This is a genomic window from Streptomyces sp. NPDC046909 (genome assembly GCF_040644695.1).
Taxonomy (GTDB): Bacteria; Actinomycetota; Actinomycetes; order Streptomycetales; family Streptomycetaceae; genus Streptomyces.
Window position 1 is genome coordinate 559,405 of sequence record NZ_JBEYXC010000002.1, and the last position, 22,660, is coordinate 582,064.

22 protein-coding genes are annotated in these 22,660 nt (G+C 71.1%); 10 read left to right on the forward strand and 12 right to left on the reverse strand.

Going from position 1 to position 22,660, the window contains the following annotated elements:
- Positions 1 to 376: 376 nt before the first annotated feature.
- The 3 genes from cobF to ABZ928_RS06815 are packed head-to-tail and all read left to right on the forward strand — an operon-like array spanning position 377 to position 3,552.
- Positions 377 to 1,150: a precorrin-6A synthase (deacetylating) gene (gene cobF / locus ABZ928_RS06805; RefSeq protein WP_361515497.1), complete on the forward strand. Its 774-nt coding sequence runs from the start codon at positions 377 to 379 to the stop codon at positions 1,148 to 1,150.
- 58 nt (positions 1,151 to 1,208) lie between these two features.
- On the forward strand, positions 1,209 to 3,284 hold the full coding sequence (locus tag ABZ928_RS06810) for an MDR family MFS transporter (RefSeq protein WP_361515499.1): 2,076 nt from the start codon (positions 1,209 to 1,211) through the stop codon (positions 3,282 to 3,284).
- 7 nt (positions 3,285 to 3,291) lie between these two features.
- Positions 3,292 to 3,552, forward strand: coding sequence for a hypothetical protein (locus ABZ928_RS06815; protein WP_361515501.1), 261 nt, complete (start codon positions 3,292 to 3,294; stop codon positions 3,550 to 3,552).
- Here the strand turns inward: ABZ928_RS06815 and ABZ928_RS06820 are convergent.
- Positions 3,539 to 4,285 carry a cobalt-precorrin-6A reductase gene (locus tag ABZ928_RS06820; protein WP_361515503.1) on the reverse strand — a complete coding sequence of 249 codons (747 nt, stop codon included), beginning with the start codon at positions 4,283 to 4,285 and terminating at the stop codon, positions 3,539 to 3,541. The two genes, ABZ928_RS06815 and ABZ928_RS06820, sit on opposite strands and share 14 nt — an antisense overlap.
- A 159-nt stretch (positions 4,286 to 4,444) precedes the next feature.
- Between ABZ928_RS06820 and ABZ928_RS06825 the strand changes: the two genes are divergently transcribed.
- On the forward strand, positions 4,445 to 6,958 hold the full coding sequence (locus tag ABZ928_RS06825) for a hypothetical protein (protein ID WP_361515505.1): 2,514 nt from the start codon (positions 4,445 to 4,447) through the stop codon (positions 6,956 to 6,958).
- Between the two features lie 66 nt (positions 6,959 to 7,024).
- Complete coding sequence (locus ABZ928_RS06830) at positions 7,025 to 7,828, forward strand: TIGR01458 family HAD-type hydrolase (RefSeq protein ID WP_361515507.1); 804 nt, start codon at positions 7,025 to 7,027, stop codon at positions 7,826 to 7,828.
- Here the strand turns inward: ABZ928_RS06830 and ABZ928_RS06835 are convergent.
- Together ABZ928_RS06835 and ABZ928_RS06840 are read right to left on the reverse strand one after the other, a co-directional pair.
- Positions 7,814 to 8,587 carry a sulfite exporter TauE/SafE family protein gene (locus ABZ928_RS06835; RefSeq protein WP_361515508.1) on the reverse strand — a complete coding sequence of 258 codons (774 nt, stop codon included), beginning with the start codon at positions 8,585 to 8,587 and terminating at the stop codon, positions 7,814 to 7,816. The two genes, ABZ928_RS06830 and ABZ928_RS06835, sit on opposite strands and share 15 nt — an antisense overlap.
- Before the next feature lie 110 nt (positions 8,588 to 8,697).
- Positions 8,698 to 9,885 (reverse strand): thiolase family protein, encoded by a 1,188-nt coding sequence (locus ABZ928_RS06840; protein WP_361515510.1) that lies wholly within the window; start codon positions 9,883 to 9,885, stop codon positions 8,698 to 8,700.
- A 127-nt stretch (positions 9,886 to 10,012) separates the two neighbouring features.
- On the opposite strand from ABZ928_RS06840, the gene ABZ928_RS06845 reads away from it, so the two are divergent.
- The 4 genes from ABZ928_RS06845 to ABZ928_RS06860 all read left to right on the forward strand — a co-directional run bounded on the left by ABZ928_RS06845 (position 10,013) and on the right by ABZ928_RS06860 (position 12,624).
- Positions 10,013 to 10,810 (forward strand): lysophospholipase, encoded by a 798-nt coding sequence (locus tag ABZ928_RS06845; protein WP_361515512.1) that lies wholly within the window; start codon positions 10,013 to 10,015, stop codon positions 10,808 to 10,810.
- A gap of 81 nt (positions 10,811 to 10,891) precedes the next feature.
- Positions 10,892 to 11,182 carry a WhiB family transcriptional regulator gene (locus ABZ928_RS06850; RefSeq protein ID WP_361515514.1) on the forward strand — a complete coding sequence of 97 codons (291 nt, stop codon included), beginning with the start codon at positions 10,892 to 10,894 and terminating at the stop codon, positions 11,180 to 11,182.
- Positions 11,179 to 11,658 carry a DNA starvation/stationary phase protection protein gene (locus ABZ928_RS06855; RefSeq protein ID WP_361515516.1) on the forward strand — a complete coding sequence of 160 codons (480 nt, stop codon included), beginning with the start codon at positions 11,179 to 11,181 and terminating at the stop codon, positions 11,656 to 11,658. Before ABZ928_RS06850 ends, ABZ928_RS06855 begins: the two co-directional genes overlap by 4 nt.
- Before the next feature lie 147 nt (positions 11,659 to 11,805).
- The gene (locus ABZ928_RS06860; protein WP_361515518.1) at positions 11,806 to 12,624 is read left to right on the forward strand and encodes an SAM-dependent methyltransferase; all 819 of its coding nucleotides are present in this window, start codon (positions 11,806 to 11,808) and stop codon (positions 12,622 to 12,624) included.
- 40 nt (positions 12,625 to 12,664) lie between these two features.
- Here ABZ928_RS06860 and ABZ928_RS06865 read toward each other — a convergent pair whose 3' ends face one another.
- The 9 genes from ABZ928_RS06865 to ABZ928_RS06905 form a co-directional block, all read right to left on the reverse strand.
- Complete coding sequence (locus tag ABZ928_RS06865; RefSeq protein ID WP_361515520.1) at positions 12,665 to 13,357, reverse strand: SDR family oxidoreductase; 693 nt, start codon at positions 13,355 to 13,357, stop codon at positions 12,665 to 12,667.
- Entirely contained in the window at positions 13,354 to 14,229 is an 876-nt protein-coding gene (locus ABZ928_RS06870; protein ID WP_361515522.1) for a cupin domain-containing protein, read from the reverse strand. Before ABZ928_RS06870 ends, ABZ928_RS06865 begins: the two co-directional genes overlap by 4 nt.
- Positions 14,226 to 15,590 carry an amidohydrolase family protein gene (locus ABZ928_RS06875; protein ID WP_361515524.1) on the reverse strand — a complete coding sequence of 455 codons (1,365 nt, stop codon included), beginning with the start codon at positions 15,588 to 15,590 and terminating at the stop codon, positions 14,226 to 14,228. Before ABZ928_RS06875 ends, ABZ928_RS06870 begins: the two co-directional genes overlap by 4 nt.
- A gap of 22 nt (positions 15,591 to 15,612) precedes the next feature.
- The gene (locus ABZ928_RS06880) at positions 15,613 to 16,593 is read right to left on the reverse strand and encodes a pyruvate dehydrogenase complex E1 component subunit beta (RefSeq protein ID WP_361515526.1); all 981 of its coding nucleotides are present in this window, start codon (positions 16,591 to 16,593) and stop codon (positions 15,613 to 15,615) included.
- Positions 16,581 to 17,558, reverse strand: a complete 978-nt coding sequence (locus tag ABZ928_RS06885) for a thiamine pyrophosphate-dependent dehydrogenase E1 component subunit alpha (RefSeq protein ID WP_361515528.1) — start codon at positions 17,556 to 17,558, stop codon at positions 16,581 to 16,583. Before ABZ928_RS06885 ends, ABZ928_RS06880 begins: the two co-directional genes overlap by 13 nt.
- Positions 17,558 to 18,883, reverse strand: a complete 1,326-nt coding sequence (locus ABZ928_RS06890; protein WP_361515530.1) for a Xaa-Pro peptidase family protein — start codon at positions 18,881 to 18,883, stop codon at positions 17,558 to 17,560. The genes ABZ928_RS06885 and ABZ928_RS06890 overlap by 1 nt, the downstream gene beginning before the upstream one ends.
- Positions 18,884 to 18,935: 52 nt before the next feature.
- A complete protein-coding gene (locus ABZ928_RS06895; protein ID WP_361515532.1) occupies positions 18,936 to 19,568 on the reverse strand; it encodes a cupin domain-containing protein in 633 nt (210 codons plus the stop codon).
- Positions 19,569 to 19,681: 113 nt separating this feature from the next.
- Positions 19,682 to 21,097, reverse strand: coding sequence for a cytochrome P450 (locus ABZ928_RS06900; protein WP_361515534.1), 1,416 nt, complete (start codon positions 21,095 to 21,097; stop codon positions 19,682 to 19,684).
- A 98-nt stretch (positions 21,098 to 21,195) separates the two neighbouring features.
- On the reverse strand, positions 21,196 to 21,642 hold the full coding sequence (locus ABZ928_RS06905) for a potassium channel family protein (RefSeq protein ID WP_361515536.1): 447 nt from the start codon (positions 21,640 to 21,642) through the stop codon (positions 21,196 to 21,198).
- A gap of 201 nt (positions 21,643 to 21,843) precedes the next feature.
- Here ABZ928_RS06905 and ABZ928_RS06910 point away from each other — a divergent pair, with 201 nt between their 5' ends.
- The gene (locus ABZ928_RS06910) at positions 21,844 to 22,638 is read left to right on the forward strand and encodes an SAM-dependent methyltransferase (RefSeq protein WP_361515537.1); all 795 of its coding nucleotides are present in this window, start codon (positions 21,844 to 21,846) and stop codon (positions 22,636 to 22,638) included.
- Positions 22,639 to 22,660 lie beyond the last annotated feature (22 nt).

Here is a 22,660-nt window from a genome sequence, read left to right on the forward strand (position 1 = left end):
CCCCCGGTCACGGCCCCACTCCGCACGGACCGGTCGCGACCTGCGCCGGAGCACCGCCGCATCCCGGACTCGCCCGGCGCGAACCGCCCCCGGACGGCCAAAACCCGACCTGACCCCGGTCACGGCCCCACTCCGCACGGACCGGTCGCGACCTGCGCCGGAGCACCGCCGCATCCCGGACTCGCCCGGCGCGAACCGCCCCCGGACGCCGGGCTCGGCCCGCCCCCGCACGCAGCTCCACGCCGGACGGACCGGGCGAGGCCTCACCCCGAGCACGGCCCCATCCCTCGGCGCCGCCCCACTCGCCCCCCCCTCACCACCACCCCACCCCGGACGCGGTGCCGTCACTGTCAGTGGCGTACGGCAGACTCATGGCGTGCGAAAGATTCATGTCATCGGTATCGGCGCGGGCGACCCCGACCAGCTCACCCTCCAGGCGGTCAGGGCGCTGCGGAGCACGGACGTGTTCTTCGTCCTGGACAAGGGCGAGGTGAAGAGCGACCTGACGGATCTGCGCCGGGACATGCTGGAGACGCACATACCGGAGGGGACGTACCGGGTCGTCGAGGCGCGGGATCCGGAGCGGGACCGGAAGGCGGGCGGTGCGGCGTACTCCCCCGCCGTCGGGGACTGGCGCAGCGCGCGGGCCGAGATCTACGAGCGGCTGATCGCCGAGGAGCTGGGCGAGGACGAGAGCGGCGCGTTCCTGGTGTGGGGGGACCCGGCGCTGTACGACAGCACGCTGGGGATCCTCGAGGAGATCCTGGAGCGGGGTGCCGTCGCCTTCGCGTACGACGTCGTGCCCGGCATCAGCAGCGTCTCCGCGCTCGTGGCCCGTCATCGGACCGGGCTGAACCGGGTCGCCCGGCCCGTGCAGATCACCACCGGGCGGCGGCTCGCGGAGGGGTTCCCCGAGGGCGTGGACGACGTCGTCGTGATGCTCGATGCGCACCAGGCCTTCCGGCGGTACGCGGACGAGGACATCGACATCTACTGGGGCGCCTACATAGGCACCCCGGACGAGATCCTCGCCTCGGGCCCGATCGCCGAGGCAGCGCCCCGGATCGAGCGGCTGCGCGCGGAGGCCCGGGAGCGCAAGGGCTGGATCATGGACACGTATCTGCTGCGCCGCAACCCCGGCGAGCGGTAAACACCCGGGCGGCCTCACCCGGCATGCACGGATGGGTCACCGGTGTGACCGTGGCCCCGTGACAGTGACCGAGGAAACCGCGCCACCGCCCGCCGCCGAGCCGCCGGTGCTGGACAAGCGCCGACGCAATGTCGTCTTCGTGACGATCATGCTGGGCATGCTGCTCGCGGCCCTGGACCAGACGATCGTGGGCACGGCCCTGCCGACGATCGTGTCGGATCTGGGCGGCGCGGAGCACATGTCGTGGGTGGTCACGTCCTATCTGCTCGCGGAGACCGTCTCGACGGTCCTGGTGGGCAAGTTCGGTGACCTCTTCGGCCGCAAGGTGGTCTTCCAGGTCTCGGCGATCGTGTTCATCACGGGCTCGTTCCTGTGCGGTCTCGCCGGCAACATGACGCTGCTGATCGCCTGGCGGGCCATGCAGGGCATCGGCGCGGGCGGTCTGATGGTCACGGCGATGGCGCTCATCGCGGATGTCATCCCGCTGCGGGAGCGCGGCAAGTACCAGGGCGCGATCGGTGCCGTCTTCGGAGTCGCCACGGTCATCGGGCCGCTGCTCGGCGGCCTGTTCACGGACCATCTCACCTGGCGCTGGGCGTTCTACGTCAACGTCCCGATCGCGATCGTCGTGGTCTTCGCGGCGGCCCGCACCATCCCGGTGGTGAAGTCGGCCTCCCGGCCCGTCATCGACTACCTCGGCATCGCGCTCGTCGCGGCCGGTGCCAGCGCCCTGATCCTGGCGACGAGTTGGGGCGGCAACGAGTACGCGTGGGGTTCGGGCGTCATCATCGGCCTGTTCGTCGGCGGCGCGATCGCGCTCGGCCTGTTCGCCTGGGCCGAGACCCGGGCGCGCGAACCGATGCTGCCGATGCGGCTGTTCAGGAACCCGGTGTTCACGGTCTGCTCGATCCTCAGCTTCATCGTCGGCTTCGCCATGCTCGGCGCGATGACCTATCTGCCGACCTATCTCCAGTACGTCGACGGCGACTCGGCCACGGTCTCCGGCGTCCGCACCCTGCCGATGGTCATCGGCCTGCTCATCGCGTCCGTCGCGAGCGGCAACGTGGTCAGCAAGACCGGCCAGTACCGGATCTTCCCGATCGTGGGCTCCCTGGTGATGGGCGTCGGGCTGTATCTGATGTCGCTGATGGGGCCGGACAGCGGGGCCTGGCTGGAGTCGCTGTACATGTTCGTGCTCGGCACCGGCATCGGTCTGTGCATGCAGGTGCTGACGATCGCCGTGCAGAACACCGTCGACTACGCCGACCTCGGCACCGCGACCTCCGGTGTCACCTTCTTCCGTACGCTGGGCAGTTCCTTCGGCACCGCCGTCTTCGGCACGATCTACGCCAACTCCCTCAAGCCCAACCTCCAGGACGGGGTCGCCCGGGCCGCGCAGACGGGCAGCGGCCTCGACCCGGCGGCCCTCTCCAAGGCGGCGACCAGCCCGGAGGGCGTGCACGACCTGCCCTCGGCGGTGGCGTCGCCCATCATCGACGCCTACGCCGACACCCTCCAGACCGTCTTCCTGTGGACGGTGCCGGTCGCGGCGCTCGGCTTCCTGGTCGCCCTGTTCCTCAAGCAGGTCGAGCTGCGCGACAGCGCGCGGGCGGGCTCGACGGACATGGGCGAGGGCTTCGGACAGCCGTCCGGCGCCGACTCGCAGCGGGTGCTGGAAGCGGCCGTCGGGAAGATCATCGGCACCGCGAGCCTGGAGGACGCGCGCCGGATCGTGGCGGCCTCCGACACCCGGCTGGACATCGCAGGCGCCTGGGCGGTCATGCAGGTGGAGCTGTTCACACGGATGGTGGGCCACGCCAGCCTGGGCCTGATGGCGGCCCGCCGGCACATGCCGCCCGAGGTGCTGCTGCCGGTCTTCGACCGCATGGTCGACGAGGGCTATCTGACCCGCGAGGGCTCCTTCTTCTCCCACACCGAGGCGGGCGCCCGCGAGGCGCGGGTCATCGGCAAGGCCTGGGCGGGCTGGCTGGAGGAGCGCGTCCAGCAGGACATCGGCCGCCCCGCCGGCGCGGACCTCAAACGAGCGGTCGACACCATCTCCAAGCGCCTGCTGGTCGAGGACATGAGCAACGGCCTGGCGGAACGCTCGAAGGAACTCGTCCCGGCCTCCTGAAGACAGCGTGCCGGACATGCCGGGCGGTTGTCATAACCCTGGCAGGTCTCCCGTCCGCTTCCACGATCCCGGCCTCGACCTCAGCGACCTCAGCGGCTCCGCAGTGGTCCGCTGCCCACGCTGCGACCGGATCGCGCACTTCGAGCGGAGCGCACCGCCGCAGCCCCGGGTGATCTGCCGCTCCTGCGGGCTGGGCAGGGCCACCAAGCGGTGCGGCTGCGGCTGCATGCCGTCCCTGTGGCTGCGGGCCTCCGTCATCTCCGGCTGAGACCGAGCCGCTCCAGGACCCCGGCCACATCCGGCACCGCCTCGACATCCCGGGGCAACGGGGGACGTCGTACGACCACGACGGGCAACGCCAGTCGGCGTGCGGCCGTGAGTTTGGCGGCCGTCGCGGCGCCCCCGCTGTCCTTCGTCACCACGACGTCGATGCAGTGCGCGGACAGCAGCGCGGACTCGTCGTCCACGGTGAACGGGCCGCGCGCCAGCAGGACTTCGGTGCGCGGGGGCATCGGCGGGTCGGGGAGTTCCACGGAGCGTACGACGAAGTGGAGTTCCGTCAGGTGGGCGAAGGCCGCGAGGCCGAGGCGGCCGGTGGTGAGGAGGACGCGGGGGCCGAGCAGCGGCAGCAGACCGGCGGCCTCGGCCAGTGAACCGACCGGGTACCACCGGTCCTCGGGACCCGGCCGCCAGCCCGGGCGGCGCAGCACCACCGCCGGTACGCCGGTCACGGCGGCGGCCCGGACCGCGTTGGCCGTGATCGCCTCGGCGAAGGGATGCGTGGCATCCACGAGGGCGTCCACCTTCTGCTCCCGCAGCCAGCCGGCGAGCCCTTCCGCACCCCCGAAGCCACCGATCCGTACGTCCCCGGTGACGGTTCCCGGCCGGGTCACGCGGCCCGCGAGGGAAGTGGTGACGCGGATTCCGGGAAGCGCGGTGAGCTCGGCGGCGAGTTCTCGGGCCTCGGTGGTGCCGCCGAGGATGAGGACGTGGGGGGACATGGGGTAGAGCGTAGACGGGGATTCGCACATCCTGTGCCCGAGGGTTCGATTTCCGCTCTCTATACGATGCGATACGGCCGCCGCTACACTGCGTCGGTGCAGGCACTCCCTTGGATACATTTTCGGGTGTTTCGGGCGGCTGCGGCAACGCTGTGGATAGTGACCGCCCTCTTATGCAGCTATCGCGTTCAGCCGGAAATAGAGTGGACCGTCGACTCCGTCGGCAACGATTTCACGGGATCCGACAGAATATCCGATGACGTCGGCCACTGGCTGGGGTTCACCGAGGGGCAGGATAAGCGTTCCTCGTCCTATTCGCTGGATTTCATCAAGAACAGCTCCGGCCAACTCGAGGTCAGCGGTGAGGAAGTCTTCACGCTGCCCCTGGACGATCCGCTGGCAGCCGAACTGCGGCACGGCGGCGTCACCTCCAGCTGGTCGGGCTGGGCGGCGGCGATGGCATGCGCCGTCCATACCCCCAAGTCCGGCTCGGTCTTTCCCGGGACGCCACGGATCACCGTCGGTGACACCCAGGTCATCGCGACGTTCCCGGTGCCCCGCACCACCCTCGACCTGACGGACGCCACCTCGATCGGCATCGAGTGCTCCTACGAGAGCAGCGGCAAGTACACACCGCCGATCGGCAGAAAGGACTTCTTCTTCACCGCGGAGGGCTATTCGTTCACCGGTGTGTCCGAGCTGAATCCGTATGTCCAGGAACCGCATTCCATCAAAGTCCGCACACCGGACGCCGATGTGTGGTTCAACCTGTACCTGGCACCGGACGGAGACGGCGCCGGACTCGCCCTGAGCGAGCAGCCGCAACCCGAGGACGCCCTCGGCAACGAACTGGCGCTGGCCCTCGCGGCCGCGGCCATCGGCCTGCTCCTCGCGCGCTCCTGGTTTCCCCGGGTGCCCGTGATTGCTTCCGTCACGGTGACGGTGACCAGCGCGACCACCGGCTTCTTCCTCGGCACCTGGGACAGTTCCCTCCTGGGGGACGGCACGGCGGCGCACTTCCTGAACGGCTTCTCCTTCGCGTGGTGGAGTCTGCTGCTGCCCGCACTGCTCATCAGCACGGTCGCCCGTAGGTCTGAGGACCGGGGCGGGCCACCACCGTCGCGGCTGCTGAGGTACGGCACGGCCATGCCGTTCGCCGCCGTGGTCCTGGCCGTGCTCGTGGTGCTGGTCCGGTACGCCGATCCGGCGGACGGCGAGTTCCTCGCCGTCGGCGGTGTCGCGACGGTCGGGCCCTCGGTCATGGCCGCCCTGCTCCTGAGACGCGGCTGGCGGGTGGGCGCGGCGCTGGGCCTCCTGCTGTTCACCGGGATCTGGCTCGCCCCGTTGCTGGACGCCCCTCTTCCGGCCGGTGCCACGTTCGCCCTGGTGGCCGGCTGCTCGCTCTCCTGGGCCGCCGCGCTGACGTACTGCGCACGCGTTCTCGGCGACTGGCGGATCGGCGCCCTGGCCCTCACCGCTTTCACCGCGGCACTGTGTCTCTTTCCGGCGAGCAAGTACCTCACCTGGAGCGGGGACGACGCGCTCTTCAAGGCGGTGGCCGATGCCTCGCCCTCCTTCGTCGGCTACGGGCTGATCGAACTGGCGGCTCTGGCCCTCGCCGCCGCCTGTGCCGCCCTCGCCTTCCGCCGGGGCGGCGACGCGGACGCCATGCGGGACGACGCGGTCCGTCTCTCGGGTGTCCTGCTCATCGGCCTGTCGATCAGTCCCCTCATGGCCAACATGCCGTTCATGGTGAGCGACGTGATCGCCTGCGTCCTCGGAATGGTCGCCTTCTGGTTCCTGTTGCCGAGGGCCAAGGCGGAATTCGCCGTCCGGCTCTCCCGGCTCAGCCCGGGAGCGTATGTGCGGCTCATGCAGACGGAGGCACGGAACCGCCTCCACCGACAGGCCTGGATCGCTTTCCACAAGTCGGCCCAGACCGCGCTGGGCGCGGCGGAGGCCGACGCCAGGGAATTCGAGATGAAGTGGCGGGACTTCGCGGAGCGAGCCCTCCCGCTGAGGAACAGGCGTTATGTTTCGACGAATCCCGCGATGGCCAGCAGCGCCGCCCGGTCCCCGCGCCAGAACGCGCTGGAAACCGGAATCCTGGGCCTGATCTTCGCGATACCCGTGGTGGTCATCGACCTGCGCTCCTGGGAATCCATATTTCCGGGTACTTCTTTCACCCAGCTCCTCATGCTTTCGCTGCACATCCTCCGCTGGGTGGTCTACGGGGCGTTCTACGGGTACTTCTACCCAAGGCTTCCGGGACATGTCCCGGTCGCCAAGTCGACGTTCTTCCTCATGGCCGTCCTCCTGCCCGAGCTGACGCTCATTCCGCTGTCCGCGCCCTATTCGACCCGCGAAACACTCACCGTCCTTCTGCTGCGCACCGGAGAGACCGTCGTCTTCTGCTACGGCCTGGGTCTGTCCTGGGAAGTCCGGCTGGCGCGGCTGGCCGGTCTGCCGTGGAGCGGTCTGCGCGATCTGCGCCGGCTGTCCACGGTCAGCGCGCCCGCCGCCACGGTGATCGTGGCCATGGCCACCACGGTCGCGACCGCACTGGCGGGTGCGGCGACCGTGGCGATGCTCCAGTCCGGCCCGGCCAACCCCGAGTCACCCGCCGTCCCGCAGAACCCCTCGCCCTCGGCGAGCCCCGCCGCCTCGCCCTGAGGCGTACGGCCGCGTCGGGGAAGTCCGGATCACTCCCCGGCCCGGGCGGATCGCTATCGTCGTGCCATGGAGTCCGTACGTGCCGTACTGATCGACATCGACGGTGTGCTCACCGTGTCGTGGGAGCCGTTGCCGGGTGCGGTCGAGGGGTTGCGGAAGATCCGGGAGTCCGGGCTCGCCGTCGCCCTGGTCACCAACACGACGTCACGGACGCGGGCGTCGATCGCCGGGTCGCTGGCGAAGGCCGGGTTTCCGGTGGCGGCGGAGGACATCCTCACCGCGCCCGCCGTGACCGCCGCGTATGTCGCCGAGCACTTTCCGCGGGCGCGGTGCGCGCTGCTGAACAGCGGGGACATCGAGGAAGATCTCGGTGAGGTGAACGTGCTCGGTGCGGACGACACCGACAGCGTGCCGGACGTCGTGATCGTCGGGGGCGCGGGGCCCGAGTTCGGCTACGCGGCCCTGAACCGGGCGTTCGGGCATCTCCAGCGCGGGGCGCGGCTCGTGGCGATGCACCGGAATCTGTACTGGCGTACCGAGGACGGACTCCAGCTGGACGCCGGCGCGTTCCTCGCGGGGCTGGAGAAGGCGGCCCGTACCGAGGCCGTGGTGACGGGGAAACCGTCGAAGGCGTTCTTCGCGTCGGCGCTCGCCCGGCTGGGCGTCGGGGCGGACGAGGCGGTGATGGTCGGGGACGACATCGAGTCCGACGTACTGGCGGCGCAGGCCGCCGGGGTCACCGGGGTGCTGGTGAGGACGGGCAAGTATCTGCCGGAGACGCATCGGGACGCGAGCGGCACCCCGGACCATGTGATCGACTCGTTCGCCGATCTCCCGGCGCTGCTGCGGTCCTGGTCAGCGCAGGAGTAGCTGGAGGCCGCCGACGATCGTCGCGGCGATCACGAGTTGCTCGAAGAGCCGCTGGTTGATTCTGTTCACGGCCCATTTGCCGAGGAACGCACCGGGTACGACGAAGGCGACGAGCGCGGCGTCGAGGAGCAGCGAGTGGCCGTCGATCAGGCCGAGGCCCACGCTGAACGGCACCTTGGACACATTGACGATCAGGAAGAAGAAGGCGGAGGTGCCCAGGAAGCCGAGCTTCCGGAAGCCCGCCGACAGAAGGTACATCGACATCACCGGGCCGCCGGCGTTGGCGACCATCGTGGTGAAGCCGCCGAGGACACCGTACGAACGGGCCTTGATCCGGCCCGCCTTCGTGGTCACCGCGTCCGGTTCCCCGGCCTGGTCGGCGACGCGGCGGCGCCACACCGTGACGGCCGCCATCAGCAGCAGGATCGCGCCGATAGACGTCCGGACGATCCCGTCGTCCGCCCACATCAGGAACAGCGTGCCGCCGACGACCCCCGCCGCGACCGCCGGGAACAGCTTCCACAGGGTGGGCCAGTGGGCGTGACGCCGGTAGGTGAGGACCGCGAGGACGTCGCCGGCGATCAGGATCGGCAGCAGTACGCCCGTCGAGGCGCGGGCGGGCAGAACCGCCGCGAAGATGGCGAGGCTGACCGTGTTGGCCCCGCTCACGGCGGTCTTCGAGAAGCCGACGAGGAGGGCCGCGGCGGCGAGGGCGGCGAACTCCCAGCCGGTTATGTGCCAGAGCGTCATCGTGTCCATGCGGAACCCGATGCTATGCGCATCTATTGGAGGGCGTAAGGAGCGTCTCGCCTGATGGCCCTTCCGTCGTCGCCGGCGCCGCCTGACGCCCTCCCTTCCCCGCCCCGTCCCTAATGCCGCTCCACCAGCACCGCGCTCCCCTGCCCCACCCCCACGCACATCGTCGCGAGCCCCCGCTCCGCCCCCGTCCGCCGCATCCGGTGCAGCAGCGTCGTGAGGATCCGGGCACCCGAGCAGCCGAGCGGGTGGCCGAGGGCGATCGCGCCGCCGCTCGGGTTGACCAGGTCGGGGTCGATGCCGAGGCGGTCCACGCAGGCGAGGGCCTGGGCGGCGAACGCCTCGTTGAACTCGGCCTCCTGGAGGTCGCCGACGCTCCAGTCGGCGCGGGCGAGCGCCTTCCGGGTGGCGGGGACGGGCCCGATGCCCATGACGTCGGGGTGGACTCCGGCCGAGGCTCCGGCGACATAGCGGCCGAGCGACTCCAGGCCCAGGTCGTTCAGCGCCTCCTCGCTGACCAGCAGGAGCCCGGCCGCGCCGTCGTTCATGGGCGAGGCGTTGCCCGCGGTGACGCTGCCGTCCGGCCGGAACACCGGCTTGAGGCGGGCCAGCTTCTTGTACGAGGTGTCCTCGCGGATGCATTCGTCGACGTCGACGACCACACCGTCCGGCCGCTCCACGGGCAGGAGTTCGTCGTCGAAGTGCCCGTTCTTGCGGGCCAGAGCGGCGAGTCGGTGGCTGCGCAGGGCGAACTCGTCCTGGCGTTCCCGGGAGATGCCGTAGCGGGTGGCGACCTCCTCGGCCGTCTCGCCCATGGACAGCATTCCGTGCAGTTCTTTCATCGCCGGGTTGACGAGCCGCCAGCCGAGCCGGGTGTCGACCGTCTCGATGCGGTGCGGCAGGGCCTCGTCGGGGCGGGGCAGCACGAAGGGGGCGCGGCTCATGGACTCGGAGCCGCCGGCGAGCACGATGTCGGCCTCGCCCGCGGCGATCGTGCGGGCGGCGGTCGTCACCGCTTCCAGGCCGGAGGCGCAGAGCCGGTTCACCGTGGCGCCCGGCACCGTCTCGGGCAGTCCCGCGAGCAGCGCGGCCATGCGGGCGACGTTCCGGTTGTCCTCGCCTGCCTGGTTGGCGGCGCCCCAGTAGACGTCATCGACGCGCGCCGGGTCGAGCGCCGGGACGTCGGCGACGAGGCCACGGATGACGGCGGCGGCGAGGTCGTCGGGGCGTACGGAGGAGAGGGCTCCGCGCAGCTTGCCGAGGGGGGTGCGGCGGGCGGCCGCGAAGTGGACGGGACGCACGACAGAACTCCACGGTTCAATTAATTAGCACTGCTAGTTTCAGTGATCCCGGACTATAGTCCGCCCCGCCGCGTCCCGGGAAGATCCCGGCGACCGGGGCACCTTCACCGACGCAGCTGGAGGAGACATGGCAGACGCCCGCGAGCACACCCTCGACGGGATCGTCGTACGCGAGTGGCCGCACGAGCGCCCCCGGTACCTCGCTCTCGTGGTGCACGGATACGGCGAGCACATCGGACGGTACGAGGAGCTCGCCGAGGAGCTGCACCAGCACGGCGCGGCCGTCTTCGGGCCCGATCACCGGGGCCACGGGAAGTCGGCGGGCGGGCGAGTGCTGGTCGAGGACTTCGAGGACATCGTCACGGAGGCGCACGCGGTGGCCGACCTCGCCCGGGCCGCCCACCCGGGCCTGCCGCTCGTCCTGATCGGGCACTCCATGGGCGGCCTGATCTCCGCCCGCTTCGCGCAGCGTTACGGCACCGAGCTCACCGCGCTCGTCCTGTCGGGGCCGGTGATCGGCGACTGGTATCTGCCCCGGCAGCTGATCGCCCTGGACGAGATCCCGGACACGCCCATCAGCCCGGCCTCGCTCTCCCGTGACCCCGCGGTCGGGGCGGCGTACGTGGGGGATCCGCTGGTCTGGCACGGGCCGATGAAGCGGCCGACGGTGGAGTCGTTCCTGCGGACCCTGGAGGCCGTGGCCAAGGGCGGGGACGTCGGCCGGCTCCCGCTGCTGTGGCTGCACGGGGACGACGACCGTCTGGTGCCGCTCGACGGCAGCCGCCCGGGGGTCGAGCGGCTCAGCGGCGGTGCCCTCACCGAGCGGATCTATCCGGGCGCCCGGCACGAGGTGTTCAACGAGACGAACCGGGCCGAGGTCTTCGCCGACCTCACCCGTTTCCTGGACGGTGTGCTCGGCGGCTGATCCCGGCCGGTGACGGCGTGTGCCCGATGGCGTGTTCCCGGCCGGTGACGGCGTGTGCCCGGTGGCGTGATCCCGTCGCGTTTGCACCGGTTCGCCCTGGGCACCCGCGCCCGCATGGAGTGGTTGCGGCAGGCCGCCTGCGTGGGAGAGGACCCCGACCTGTTCTTCCCCGTGGGCACCCAGGGACCCGCCCTGCGGGACATCGCGGCGGCCAAGCGCGTCTGCGCCCGCTGCCCGGTGACCCCCGAGTGCCTGAACTGGGCGCTCGACAACGGGCAGACCTCGGGCGTCTGGGGCGGCACCTGCGAACAGGAACGTGTCGCGCTGCTCCGCACCAGCACGGACCACGCCAGAAGGAGGAGCACCCTATGACCGTGGTGAGGAGCACCCTTCCCGAGGACGCCCGCCGGATCGCCGGGGACGCGCTGCAGAACACGCTCGTCGACCTGCTCGGGCTGTCCCTGATCGGCAAGCAGGCGCACTGGAACATCGTCGGCCCGCGCTTCCGCTCCATCCATCTCCAGCTGGACGAGGTCGTGGCGACGGCCCGCGCGTACTCCGACACGGTGGCGGAGCGCTCCTCGGCGCTCGGCCTGCCGCCCGACGGGCGCCCGGAGACGATCGCCGCCGCCTACACCCTGCCCGGACCGAAGGACGGCTGGCTGCGCGACAACGAGGTCGTCGCCCTGATGGTGGAGACCCTGGAGACGTCGATCGGCCGGCTCCGCGACCGCATCGACGCGACGGAGAAGGCGGATCCGGTCACCCAGGACCTGTTGATCGGCATCACCGCGGAACTGGAGAAGCAGCGCTGGATGTTCGAGGCCGAGAACTGGCCGCGGGACTGACGGCTGGACACCCACGACCACGGGCCTCAAACCAGCGGGCAGCAAACCGAGTTGACCTGAAACAGGTGGCCGAAGAGCGACTCCGCCGCACCCGGATGATCGTGCGAGACTGCTCCCGACCTTGACAGGCGAGCAGAGGAGCCACACGTGACCGGGACCGAGCCGGCCGCTGCCCAGCGGATCGACACGACCAAGCCGCACCCGGCCCGCGTCTACGACTGGTACCTCGGCGGCAAGGACAACTACCCGGTCGACGAGGCCCTCGGCCGCCGCATCGCCGAACTCAGCGGCGACGCCCCGCGGGCCGCGCGCGCCAACCGCTGGTTCATGCACCGGGCCACCCGCCATCTGGTCGGCAAGGCCGGGATCCGTCAGTTCCTGGACATCGGCACCGGCATCCCCACCGAGCCCAACCTCCACCAGATCGCCCAGAAGACCGCCCCGGCCGCCCGTGTCGTCTACGTCGACAACGACCCGATCGTCCTCGCCCACGCCGGCGCCCTGCTGCGCGGCACCGAGGAGGGCGTGACGGAGTACATCGAGGCCGACGCGCGCGAGCCGCGGAAGATCCTCGAACAGGCGGGCCAGATCCTCGACTTGGACCAGCCCATCGCCTTGTCGCTGATCGCGCTGATGCACTTCGTCGCGGAGGCGGACGGCGCGTACGACGTGGTGGACACCCTGGTCGGGGCGCTGGCCCCGGGCAGTGCTCTGGTGCTGTCCGCGATGACCGCCGACTTCGAGCCGGAGAGCGTCCAGCGAGGCATCGAGGCCTACGCGGCGGGCGGGGTCACGCTGGTGGCCCGTACGCAGGACGAGTTCGGCCGGTTCTTCAAGGGACTCGACGTCCTGGAGCCGGGGATCGTGTCGGTCAAGGACTGGCGTCCCGAACTCGCGGTGGACGAGACGCCGGACCCGACGGACGGACCGGTGTCGCTGTACGGGGCCGTCGGGATCAAGTCCTAGCCCACCTGCCATCTGTCCCCAGCCCAGCAACCGTCCCTCCCTAGCCCAGCAACCACCCGCCGTCCACGGCGAGTTCGACCCCGTTGACCGACCGGTTGCGGAGCAGGAAGTCCACGGCGTCCACCACGTCCGCCATCGAGGCGAGCCGTCCGGTGGGCGTCCTGGCGCGCAGTCCCGCCAGTACCTCCCCGGGTTTGGGCAGCCAGTACGGGCTGTCCCCGACGACTCCGGGGTGGAGGGCGTTGACGCGGACGGGGGCGAGTTCGACGGCGAGGGTGTTCATCAGTCCGCGCACACCCGCGTTGACGGTCGCCACGGTCGTCGCACCCGGGTAGGGCCGCTCCTTGGCCTGGCCGCCGAAGACGACGATCGCGCTGTCGTCATGGAGGCGGCCGCGGAGGGCGTGCACGACCTCGGTGTAGCCGACGAGCTTCAGCGTCACCAGGCGGAGGGCGGCCTCGATGTCGTACTCGCCCACCCGGTTCTCGTCGCGGGCGACGCCGCAGAGGACGAGATGGTCGAGTGGGCCGAGGCCCTCCAACGCCCCTGCGATGTCGTGTGGTTGAGCAAGGTCGAGGGCGATGCCCCGCACCGCCCCGGTCTCCTTGGCCGCGGTGTCGGCGCGGTGCGCGTCCCGGCCGGTGACGACCACCTCGTCCCCGCGCGCCGCCCGGAAGCGGGCGAACTCACGGCCTATCCCCGACGTACCGCCGACGACGAGCACACTGCTCATGACTCCAGGGCCTCCCTCAGATACTCCCAGTCCCGGGTGAACCGGTACGAGTGGCGGACCGGCGGTTGCGGCGCCTGGGTCTCCAGCCAACGCACCGGCCCCTGACCGGCGTTGGTGAACCCGTGCACACAACCGGCGCCCGCCCAGGCCACGTCACCGGGTCCGAGCCGGTACACCGCGCCGTCGAAGGTCGCGTCGACGCTCCCTTCGAGGATCAGATACGTCTCCTCGAAGGGGTGGTCGTGCGTGCCCGCGACGCCGTCGGGCGCGTACTGCACCATGAACATCGTCGAGGCGACCGCGCCCAGATCGCCGTCGACCATCATCTTCACGGTGATCCCGCTGTAGACGAGCAGCGCGGTCCGCATGCTCGCCGACACCGCGAGGAGGTCCTGGGACTGCTTGCCGGGGTCCATCTGCGCGGGCTCGAAGTGGCCGAAGGAGCGGGTGCGCGGGTCGCGGACGTCGATGCGGACGGGGGTGCGGCGGGGCGGCGCGGGCACCGGCTGGGTGTCGTGGCCGTAGCGGGCGCGCGGCACGGGCGCGAGCATGTCGGCCCAGCGTGCGGCGGTGTCCCCGGCGCCCCGCCAGGCGTGCGGGACACCGGTCGGCAGCAGCCCGTAGTCGCCCTCTTCGAGGAGGTACGACCCCTCGGGCACATCGAGGACCAGCGTCCCGTCGAGGACGCAGAAGCTCTCCTCGTACGAGTGGACGTGCGGCCCGATCGTGCCGTCCGGCAGCAACTCGCAGACGCCGAAGCCGGTATGGGCGCTGCCGTCCGCCTCGCCGACCAACTCCCGCCGCCGGTAGCCGTGTTCGTCGTACTCCGGCGGCGGGACGTCGGTGGCGCGGCGTACGAGGTGTGCGGTCACCGGGCGGCCTTCTCACCCTTCGCGGCCTTCGCGGCCAGGAGCCGGTCGCGGGACTCCTCGACGAGGCGCCGGGCGCGGGCCACGTCGGCCGTCAACTTCCCGTCCCGCTTGCGGATCAGGCCGTCGACGAGCACCGTGTCGACGTTGGAGACGTCGGCGGAGAGAGTCACCGCGGCCGCCGGGTCGTGCACGGGGGCGATGTTCAGCGCGGTGGCGTCGATCGCGACGATGTCGGCGCGTTTGCCGGGGGTGAGGGAACCGGTGCGGTCCTCAAGACCTGCGACATGCGCGCCGTTCGCCGTGGCGATCTCCAGCATCCGACGGGCCGTCAGCATCGTTGCGGGGACCGGGACATCGGCCTGCCAGCACTCGGCGTTGACGCGGGCGCGTTCGGCGCCGAAGGCCGCGCGGATCTGGGTGAACATGTCGCCGGGGACGGTGGTGACGACGTCGATGCTCAAGGAGGGTCGCAGTCCGTGCTCGACGGCCTTCATCACCGGCGGCCAGCCGTGCCCCATCTGCGTCTCGACCTGCGGCGCGATGGACACCGTACCGCCGCTGTCGGCGACCATCCGCCACTCCTCCTCGCTGAAGTAGCAGCAGTGGATGTAGGTGGTGTCGGGGCCGAGGAGGCCCAGGTCGTGGAGTTGTTTGACCATGCCGAAGCGGCCGGCCAGGCGGCCCATGCCGACGTGCACGGTGATCGGGATGCCCAACTCCCGTGCCAGGCCCCACTCGGAGGCCACGACGTCGTTCACGCAGAAGCCGGGGCCGCGGGTGGCGAGGGCCAGGGTGAGCAGGCCGTCGTCGGAGGCGAAGTAGGTGTCGCGGATGCGCCGGACGTCGTCCCCCGGGATCGCGATCTTGCTCTCGAACCAGTAGTCGGCGAGGGAGGTGTTGGCGCTGCCGTACGCGTACTGGGCGCGGATGCCGGTCTCGGTGAGGGCCTGGATCGCGGCGTCCGGGTGGGCGGGGGTGTTGTTGATGTGGGACCAGTCGACGACCGTGGTGATACCGGCGTTGAGGCACTCCAGGGCACCGGCCAGGTTGGCCGCGTACACGTCCTCCGGGGTGTAGAGGGGTGCGAAGGTGTCGAGGATGTCGACGAAGTAGTCGTCGAGGGTGGCGTCGGGCGCGACCCCGCGGATCGAGGCCTCCCAGGTGTGGCGGTGGGTGTCGACGAAGCCGGGGATCACGATCCGCCCGGTCATGTCGAGGACTTCGGCGTCGTCCGCGCCGATCTCGGGTGCCACGGCCGCGATCTTCCCGTCCTCGACGAGGACGTCCCCCTGGGGAAGGTCCCCGATGTCGGGGTCCATGGAGATCACATGGCCTGCGCGCAGGAGTGTCCGAACGGTCATCGCCCTTGCTCCTTCGGGGTGTTCAGTACGCGGTGAGGTCGCGGACGGCCGCGACGACCTTGTCGGCGGTGGGGATGACCCGCTCCTCCAGCGCGTCGGCGAACGGCAGCGGGACGCACTCCCCCGCCACCCGTCGCACCGGCGCGTCCAGCAGGCCGAACCCCTCGTCGGCGACGACCGAGACGAGGGTGGCGCCCCAGCCGCCCTGGTACGGGTTCTCCTCGACGGTGACGAGGCGCGAGGTCCGGGCGAGCGAGGCGAGGACCGTGCTCATGTCCAGCGGGACGAGGCAGCGCAGATCGACGACCTCGGCCTCGATGCCGTCCTCGGCGAGCCGGGCGGCGGCCCGGAGCGCCACCGGCACCATCGCGGCGAGGGCCACGAGCGTCACGTCGGCCCCTTCGCGCACGACGGCGGCACGGCCCAGTTCGACCACATGGTCCGGCGGCGGGGGCGGACCCTTCGATGCCAGCAGCCCTTTGTGCTCGAAGAGGACGACCGGGTCGTCGCTGCGGATCGCCGCCGCCATCAGGCCGATCACATCGGCGGGCGTCGCCGGTGCCGCGATCTTCAGGCCGGGGACGGTGAGCGCCCAGTTCTCGGTGGCTTGCGAGTGCTGGGCGCCGAAGCCGAGCCCGCCGCCGTTGGCGGTGCGAACGACGAGGGGCACGGTGACCTGACCACCTGTCATGTAACGCACCTTGGGTATCTCGTTGGCGAGGTAGTCCCAACAACAGGCCAAAAAGTCCGAGAACATGATCTCCGCGACGGGCCGCATCCCGGTCATGGCGGCCCCCATCGCGGCGCCCACGATGGCCTGTTCGGAGATCGGCGTGTCCCACACCCGCCTCGGCCCGAACTCCTCGAACAGCCCGACGGTCGTCTTGAACACCCCGCCGGCCGCCCCGATGTCCTCCCCGAGACACACCACCGCCGCGTCCCTGCGCATCTCGCGCGCGATGCCCTCGGCAACCGCCTCCCGGTAGCTGATCACGTCCGCCATGCGGCACCCCCGTCGGCCCATACGTCGGTCAGCGCCGCCCCCGGATCGGGCGCGGGCGCCCCCTTCGCCGCCTCCACGGCCTTCCGTACGACGTCCAGCGCGCGCTCGTCGGCCGCAGTGACCGTCGCCTCGGGCACGCCCAGCTCGGTCAGCCGTCCGCGTGCGAGGTCCAACGGGTCGTGCTTGAGCCAGCGTTCGACCTCCTCGGCCGGCCGGTAGGTCGCCGGGTCGGTGCGGCTGTGCCCGAAGTGCCGGTAGGTCGCGGCCTCCAGCAGAGCGGGCCCGTCTCCTGCACGGGCCCGTTCCGCGAGCCGGGAGACGACCTCCTTGACGGCGACGACGTCGTTGCCGTCGACCGTCTCGCCGGGGATGCCGTAGGCGGGCGCCCGGTCGGCGGCGGGCCGGGCGACGGCGGTGACGTCGGCGATCGGCGTGTACTCCATGTACAGGTTGTTCTCGCAGACGAACAGGACCGGCAGCTTCCATACGGCGGCCAGGTTGAGGGCTTCGTGGAAGGCGCCGATGTTGGTCGCGCCGTCCCCGAAGAAGGCGACCGCGATCTGACCGGTGCCGCGCAGAAGGGCCGACCACGCGGCACCGGCCGCCAGGGGGAGGTGGGCGCCGACGATGGCGTAGGAGCCGAGCATGCCGGTGGCCGCCTTGGTGAGGTGCATGGAGCCGCCCTTGGCCCCGCACAACCCCGTTGCCCGGCTCATGAGTTCGGCGAGGCACTCCTCGGGAGTGGCTCCTCGGGCCAGCGCGTGATGGTGGCCCCGGTAGGTGGCGAAGACGTAGTCGTCGGCGCGCAGCGCGGCGCTCGCGCCGACGGCGATCGCCTCGTGTCCGGCGGCGAGATGGGTGGTGCCCTTGACCAGACCCTGGAGGAAGAGGTCGTGGGCGGCCTTCTCCGTGCGGCGGATGAGGACCATCCGCTCGTACAGGGCGAGGAGTTCGCCGGCCTCCATCAGCGGTCCCCGGTGTTGAGGTGCGACTGCGACTCCCGCCGGGTGTTGAGCTCGCCGCCGACCGTCCAGTACTTGCGGCCCGCCACCAGGAGTTCCTCGGCCGGGAACTTGGTGATGACCTCGCAGCCGTCGGCGGTGACGACGAGTTCCTCCTCGATGCGGGCCGCGGACCAGCCGTCGGCGGCCGGCCAGTAGGTCTCCAGGGCGAACACCATGCCCTCTTCGAGGACTTCGGGGTGGTCGAGGGAGACCAGGCGGCTGAAGATGGGCTTCTCCCAGATGGACAGTCCGACACCGTGCCCGTATTGCAGCGCGAACGCGGCGGTCTCGTCGGCGAAGCCGAACTCCTCGGCGCGCGGCCACACTTGGACGATGTCGGCGGTGGTCGCGCCGGGCCGGACGAGCGCGATCGCCTGGTCCATGTACTCCCGGCACCGGACATAGGCGTCCCGTTGCGCGCCGGACGCGCTGCCGACGGCGAAGGTGCGGTAGTAGCAGGTGCGGTAGCCGAGGTGGCTGTGCAGGATGTCGAAGAAGGCGGGGTCGCCGGGGCGGATGAGACGGTCGCTGTAGACGTGCGGGTGGGGTGAACAGCGTTCCCCGGAGATGGCGTTGACGCCTTCGACGTACTCGCTGCCGAGGTCGTACAGGACCTTGCTGACCAGTCCGACGCACTCGTTCTCGCGCACGCCCGGCCGCAGATACCCGTACAGCTCCTCGTAGGCGGCGTCCACCATCGCGCAGGCCTGGGTGAGCAGGGAGATCTCGTCGCCGGTCTTGATGCGGCGGGCCTCCAGGAAGACCTGCTGGCCGTCGACGACGTCGATGCCCTCGGCGCGCAGCGCGGCGAGGATCGGCATCTCGGCGACGTCGATGCCCAACGGCTCGTCCGCCAGGCCGTGTTCGCGCAGTTCGGCGGCGATCTTCGCGGCGACGTCCTCGGCGATCCCGGCGTCCGGGTGGAACGCGCCGCGGAGCGTGGAGATCCCGGCGCGGGCGCCGGTGGGCGGGCCTTCCTTGCCCTCGCTGTAGTCGAGCCAGGGGTTGTACAGCTGGTGGTGCCGGGCGGCGGAGCCGAAGTCCCAGACGACCGGGTCGCCGCCGCGGGTCAGCAGGGCGAAGCGGATCAGCTTGTCCATCGCCCAGGTGCCGATGTGCGTGGCGGTCATGTAGCGGATGTTGGCGAAGTCGAAGCTCAGCACCGCGCCGAGCGAGGAACGGTTCAGGGTCTCGTGCAGCCGGGCCAGCCGCTGGGTGCGGAGCCGGTCCAGGTCGACGCGCTGTTCCCAGTCGACGGCGTTGGGTCCGAATGTGCGGATCGCCATGGCGACCACCCCCACTGCGGAGTCAACGACCGCGCCCCGCAAGTGTCAAGTGCTACTGAACACTCTGGCCGGTCACGAACCACACCCCCACGGCCGGTTCGGCCCCGTCGTTGCGATAGCGGTGCGGAGTCGTCGACTCGAACGACACGGCGTCGCCGGGCCCCAGGACACGCTCCTCGAAGCCGAGGGTGAGGACGAGTTCGCCGGAGGTGAGATAGCCGTACTCCGTGCCCGCGTGCCGCATCAGACCGCCGGAGGTGGAGGAGGCACCCCCGGGCCGGTAGGTGACGAGGAGGAAGTCGACGTCGGTGCCGGGGAGATGCCCCAGCCGCTCCCACACGACCCCCGAGTCCAGCTCCAGCACCTCCCGCTCCAACGGTGTGACCAGGGGTCCGATGCGCAGACCGGGGTCGGCGGCGAAGGCGGCGACGGGGTGCGGCGCGAGGGCGCCGGCCGTCGCCGCGGCGGGCTCCCGCGCCTCGAAGAGCGACTCGACGGAGATGCCCAGCGCGGTGGTGATCGCGTACAGCGTGCTCACCGAGGGCTGGCTCTTTCCGGTCTCGATCTGCGAGACGAGGCTCGCGGAAACCCCGACCTCCCGCGCGAGGCCCCGCAGACTCAGCCCGCTCTCCAGGCGCGCCCGCCGGATGCGCGCGCCGACCGGCGGCACGGGGGCAGGGGACACGGACGGCTCCTCTCCGAGACGGGCGATGTGCAGCTCCATTGAACAGCCGGGTCGACCCAATGGTCGACCCCCGCCCGTCCCGGTCATGGCCGTTCGGCGGCTGAGGCCGTCTCCTAGTCGCCCGAGCGGATCAGCCCGGTCAGATACCGCCACAGCGACGACCGCCGCTTGACCGACTGATCCGGCACCTCCGAAGCCGCCGGTACGTCCGCCTCGGGCTCCGCGGGCTTCACCGGTGCCGGCGCCACCGTCCCGTTCAGCTCGTAGCGCACCGGCAGCGAGCGCAGGCCCCGCATGAACGGCGAGGAGCGCCAAGGGAGTTGGTCGACCGGCAGGGCCGGTTCCAGATGGCCGAACCGCTCGACGATACGGCTGACCCCGGCCGCGGCGATCGTCGAGGCCAGCTCCCGTGCCGGGCACTGCCGGGGTCCCGCGCCCCACGCCAGGTGGGCGCGGCTGCTGATGCTGGAGGAGCCCGGTGCCGTCTGCCCGGCGAACAGCGGGTCGGCGTGCGCGGCGGAGGAGGAGACCCACACGGGGTCACCGGCGCGGATGGTGTACGCGCCGAGCGGGGTGTCGGCGGCGGCGAACCGAGGCACGAAGTTGACCAGGGGCGGCTTGCGCATGACGACCCGGTTCATGGTCTCCCGGATCATCCCGGCGGACAGGGTGTGCCGCACCCCGCCGTCGCTCTCCCCGGAGATCACCTCGACGACGGTGTTGGAGATGAGGATCCCGACGTGGTCGGAGGTCATGCCGAGCAGCATGAACAGCTCGCGGGCCAGTTCGTCGACCGTGAGGTCCGGGTGGGCGGCGATGAGGTGGGAGGGAAAGTCGTCGCCGGGCTCCGCCATCTTGGCGGCGGCCAGCTCCGAGAGCGTCACCAGGAGCCGCGCCAGGGCGGGTTCGGCGTCGGGGCCGGCGTCCAGGACGCGCCACATGTCCATGAGGGCGTCGTCGCCCTGCGAGCCGGGGAAGCCGAGCAGATGGCTCGCCGCCATCAGCGGCAGCGGGCGGGAGAACTGCGCGGACAGGTCGGCGAGGCCCGTACGGCCGCCCTGCGCGAGCAGGTCGATCAGCTCGTCGGCGTAGCCGGTGACGGCGGCCTTGAGCCGCTTGGCCTGCGGCTGGCGCGGGTCCTGGAAGGGCCGGAGGGCGGTGTCCCAGGCGCCACGGAGCCGGGGGTAGCCGGGACCGCCCTGGATCAGAACGTGGTTGACCTCCAGGGAGGGGCCGAGCGGCCAGTCGGCGGGCACCCGGCCCTCCGTGCGGGCCCGCCAGTTCTCCAGGCCCTTCGGCCAGCCGGCGTCGTCCTGGAGCACCTGGAGCGACTCGCGGTAGCCGAGCACCAGCCAGGCGGGCACGCCGAGCAGGTCCACCGGCGCCACCGGGCCGTACCGTTCCCGCAGCCGCTCGTAGACGAGCGCGGGGCGGGTCTCGTAGTCCCGGGTCAACAGCGGTTCCGGGGCCAGGTCTTCCAGTCGTACGCCCTCCGACGCCGCTTCCTCTTCGACCTCTGGGAATTCCATGATGCCGTCGCCCCCTTCGACCCCGCCCGTAACGAACCGCACGGAACCCTACTCAAGGCGTCACGGGTATCAAGGGCCGGGGTACTCACCGGTAGCGTTCAGCTCCTCTCTCCCCTCCCCCGCACCAACTCCTCCAGCCGGTCGAACCGTTCGTGCAGGGCCCGGGCCGTCTCATGGGCGAGCCGGTACCGGCGTTTCTGCTCCCGGCCGACGAACCAGGTGGCGAGGGCCGCGGTGACCATGCCGTACGTGGTGATGCCGACGACCATCACCACCGAGCCGACGACCCGGCCCCACGGGGTCACAGGGTAGAAGTCGCCGTATCCGACAGTGGTCGCGGTCTCCACCGACCACCACAGCGCCTTCGGGTACGACGTCAGACTGGCGCCCCGAGCCCCCTCCTCGGCGGCCACCACCGCCCACGAGCCGAGGAGCATCACTGCCACGAGCACGGCCGTGGCGCCGCCCGCCGCCTTCACATGGAGCGACCTGCCCTCCCGGCCGAGCAACGACTCCACGACCCTGGCGAGGAATCCGGGCAGCATGTCGACTCCTTTCGATCCGGGCACACCTCGGGACCAGTGTCGGGGCCGGGGCGCGGGCGGGCATTCCGGGCGGGTCGTTCGGGTCGCCGCGTCCCCCACCCGTCACTTCCGCCCGTTCCGCGGACAGCTTGATCACCCGGCGGCAGAATGGCAGCGTCGGCCGGGGGCGCCGCGGCCGTCGGGGCGAGGAGAGGACTGGACGTGAGTGACGGGTCGTCGCGGCTGAACACCGCTGTCGCGCACAACGCGCGCGTGTGGAACTACTGGATCGGCGGCAAGGACAACTACGAGGTCGACCAGCGGGTCGGCGAGCAGGTCGCCGGAATGTTCCCGGTCATCCGGGACATCGCCCGCGCCGACCGCGAGTTCCTGGGCCGCGCGGTGCGCCATCTGGCCGCCGAGCGCGGGGTGCGGCAGTTCCTGGACATCGGCACGGGCCTGCCGACCTCGGAGAACACCCACGAGATCGCCCAGCGGATCGCGCCGGACGCGCGGATCGTCTACGTCGACAACGACCCCATCGTCCTCACCTACGCCCGTACCCTGCTGACCAGCACCCCCGAGGGCGTCACCGACTACATCGACGCCGATGTGCACGATCCGGAGGCGATCCTCGAACGCGCCGCGCGCACCCTGGACTTCACCCGGCCGGTCGCGGTGATGATGCTGGGCATCCTCAACTTCGTCCTGGACTACGAGAAGGCGCGGGACATCGTCCGCCGGGTGCTGGCCGCCGTCCCCTCCGGCAGCTGCCTGGTGCTGACCCACCCCACCTTCGACGACGACCTCGGCGGCGCCGGCCAGATCCCGGCCATGAGGTTCTGGAACGAGAACGCCACCCCGCCGATCACCGCCCGCAGCGGTGCGGAGATCGCCGCGTTCTTCGAGGGACTGGAGTTCCTGGAGCCGGGCCTGGTGTCGTGCTCGCGGTGGCGGGCCGACGCCGACTCCCCGGGCGCGGTACCGCAGTTCGGCGCGGTGGCCGTGAAACCCTGACCGCGGTAGCCCAGGCCGTCGT

Bases quoted from the DNA above. Each gene is read 5' to 3' on its own strand.
- ABZ928_RS06880 (WP_361515526.1), bottom strand. From the start codon at position 16,593: ATGGCGGACGTGATCAGCTACCGGGAGGCGGTTGCCGAGGGCATCGCG.
- ABZ928_RS06905 (WP_361515536.1), bottom strand. From the start codon at position 21,642: ATGCTGCCCGGATTCCTCGCCAGGGTCGTGGAGTCGTTGCTCGGCCGG.
- ABZ928_RS06875 (WP_361515524.1), bottom strand. From the start codon at position 15,590: ATGACCGTTCGGACACTCCTGCGCGCAGGCCATGTGATCTCCATGGAC.
- ABZ928_RS06845 (WP_361515512.1), top strand. From the start codon at position 10,013: ATGGCAGACGCCCGCGAGCACACCCTCGACGGGATCGTCGTACGCGAG.
- ABZ928_RS06900 (WP_361515534.1), bottom strand. From the start codon at position 21,097: ATGGAATTCCCAGAGGTCGAAGAGGAAGCGGCGTCGGAGGGCGTACGA.
- ABZ928_RS06855 (WP_361515516.1), top strand. From the start codon at position 11,179: ATGACCGTGGTGAGGAGCACCCTTCCCGAGGACGCCCGCCGGATCGCC.
- ABZ928_RS06835 (WP_361515508.1), bottom strand. From the start codon at position 8,587: ATGGACACGATGACGCTCTGGCACATAACCGGCTGGGAGTTCGCCGCC.
- ABZ928_RS06890 (WP_361515530.1), bottom strand. From the start codon at position 18,883: ATGGCGATCCGCACATTCGGACCCAACGCCGTCGACTGGGAACAGCGC.
- ABZ928_RS06820 (WP_361515503.1), bottom strand. From the start codon at position 4,285: ATGTCCCCCCACGTCCTCATCCTCGGCGGCACCACCGAGGCCCGAGAA.
- ABZ928_RS06885 (WP_361515528.1), bottom strand. From the start codon at position 17,558: ATGGAGGCCGGCGAACTCCTCGCCCTGTACGAGCGGATGGTCCTCATC.
- ABZ928_RS06830 (WP_361515507.1), top strand. From the start codon at position 7,025: ATGGAGTCCGTACGTGCCGTACTGATCGACATCGACGGTGTGCTCACC.
- ABZ928_RS06865 (WP_361515520.1), bottom strand. From the start codon at position 13,357: ATGAGCAGTGTGCTCGTCGTCGGCGGTACGTCGGGGATAGGCCGTGAG.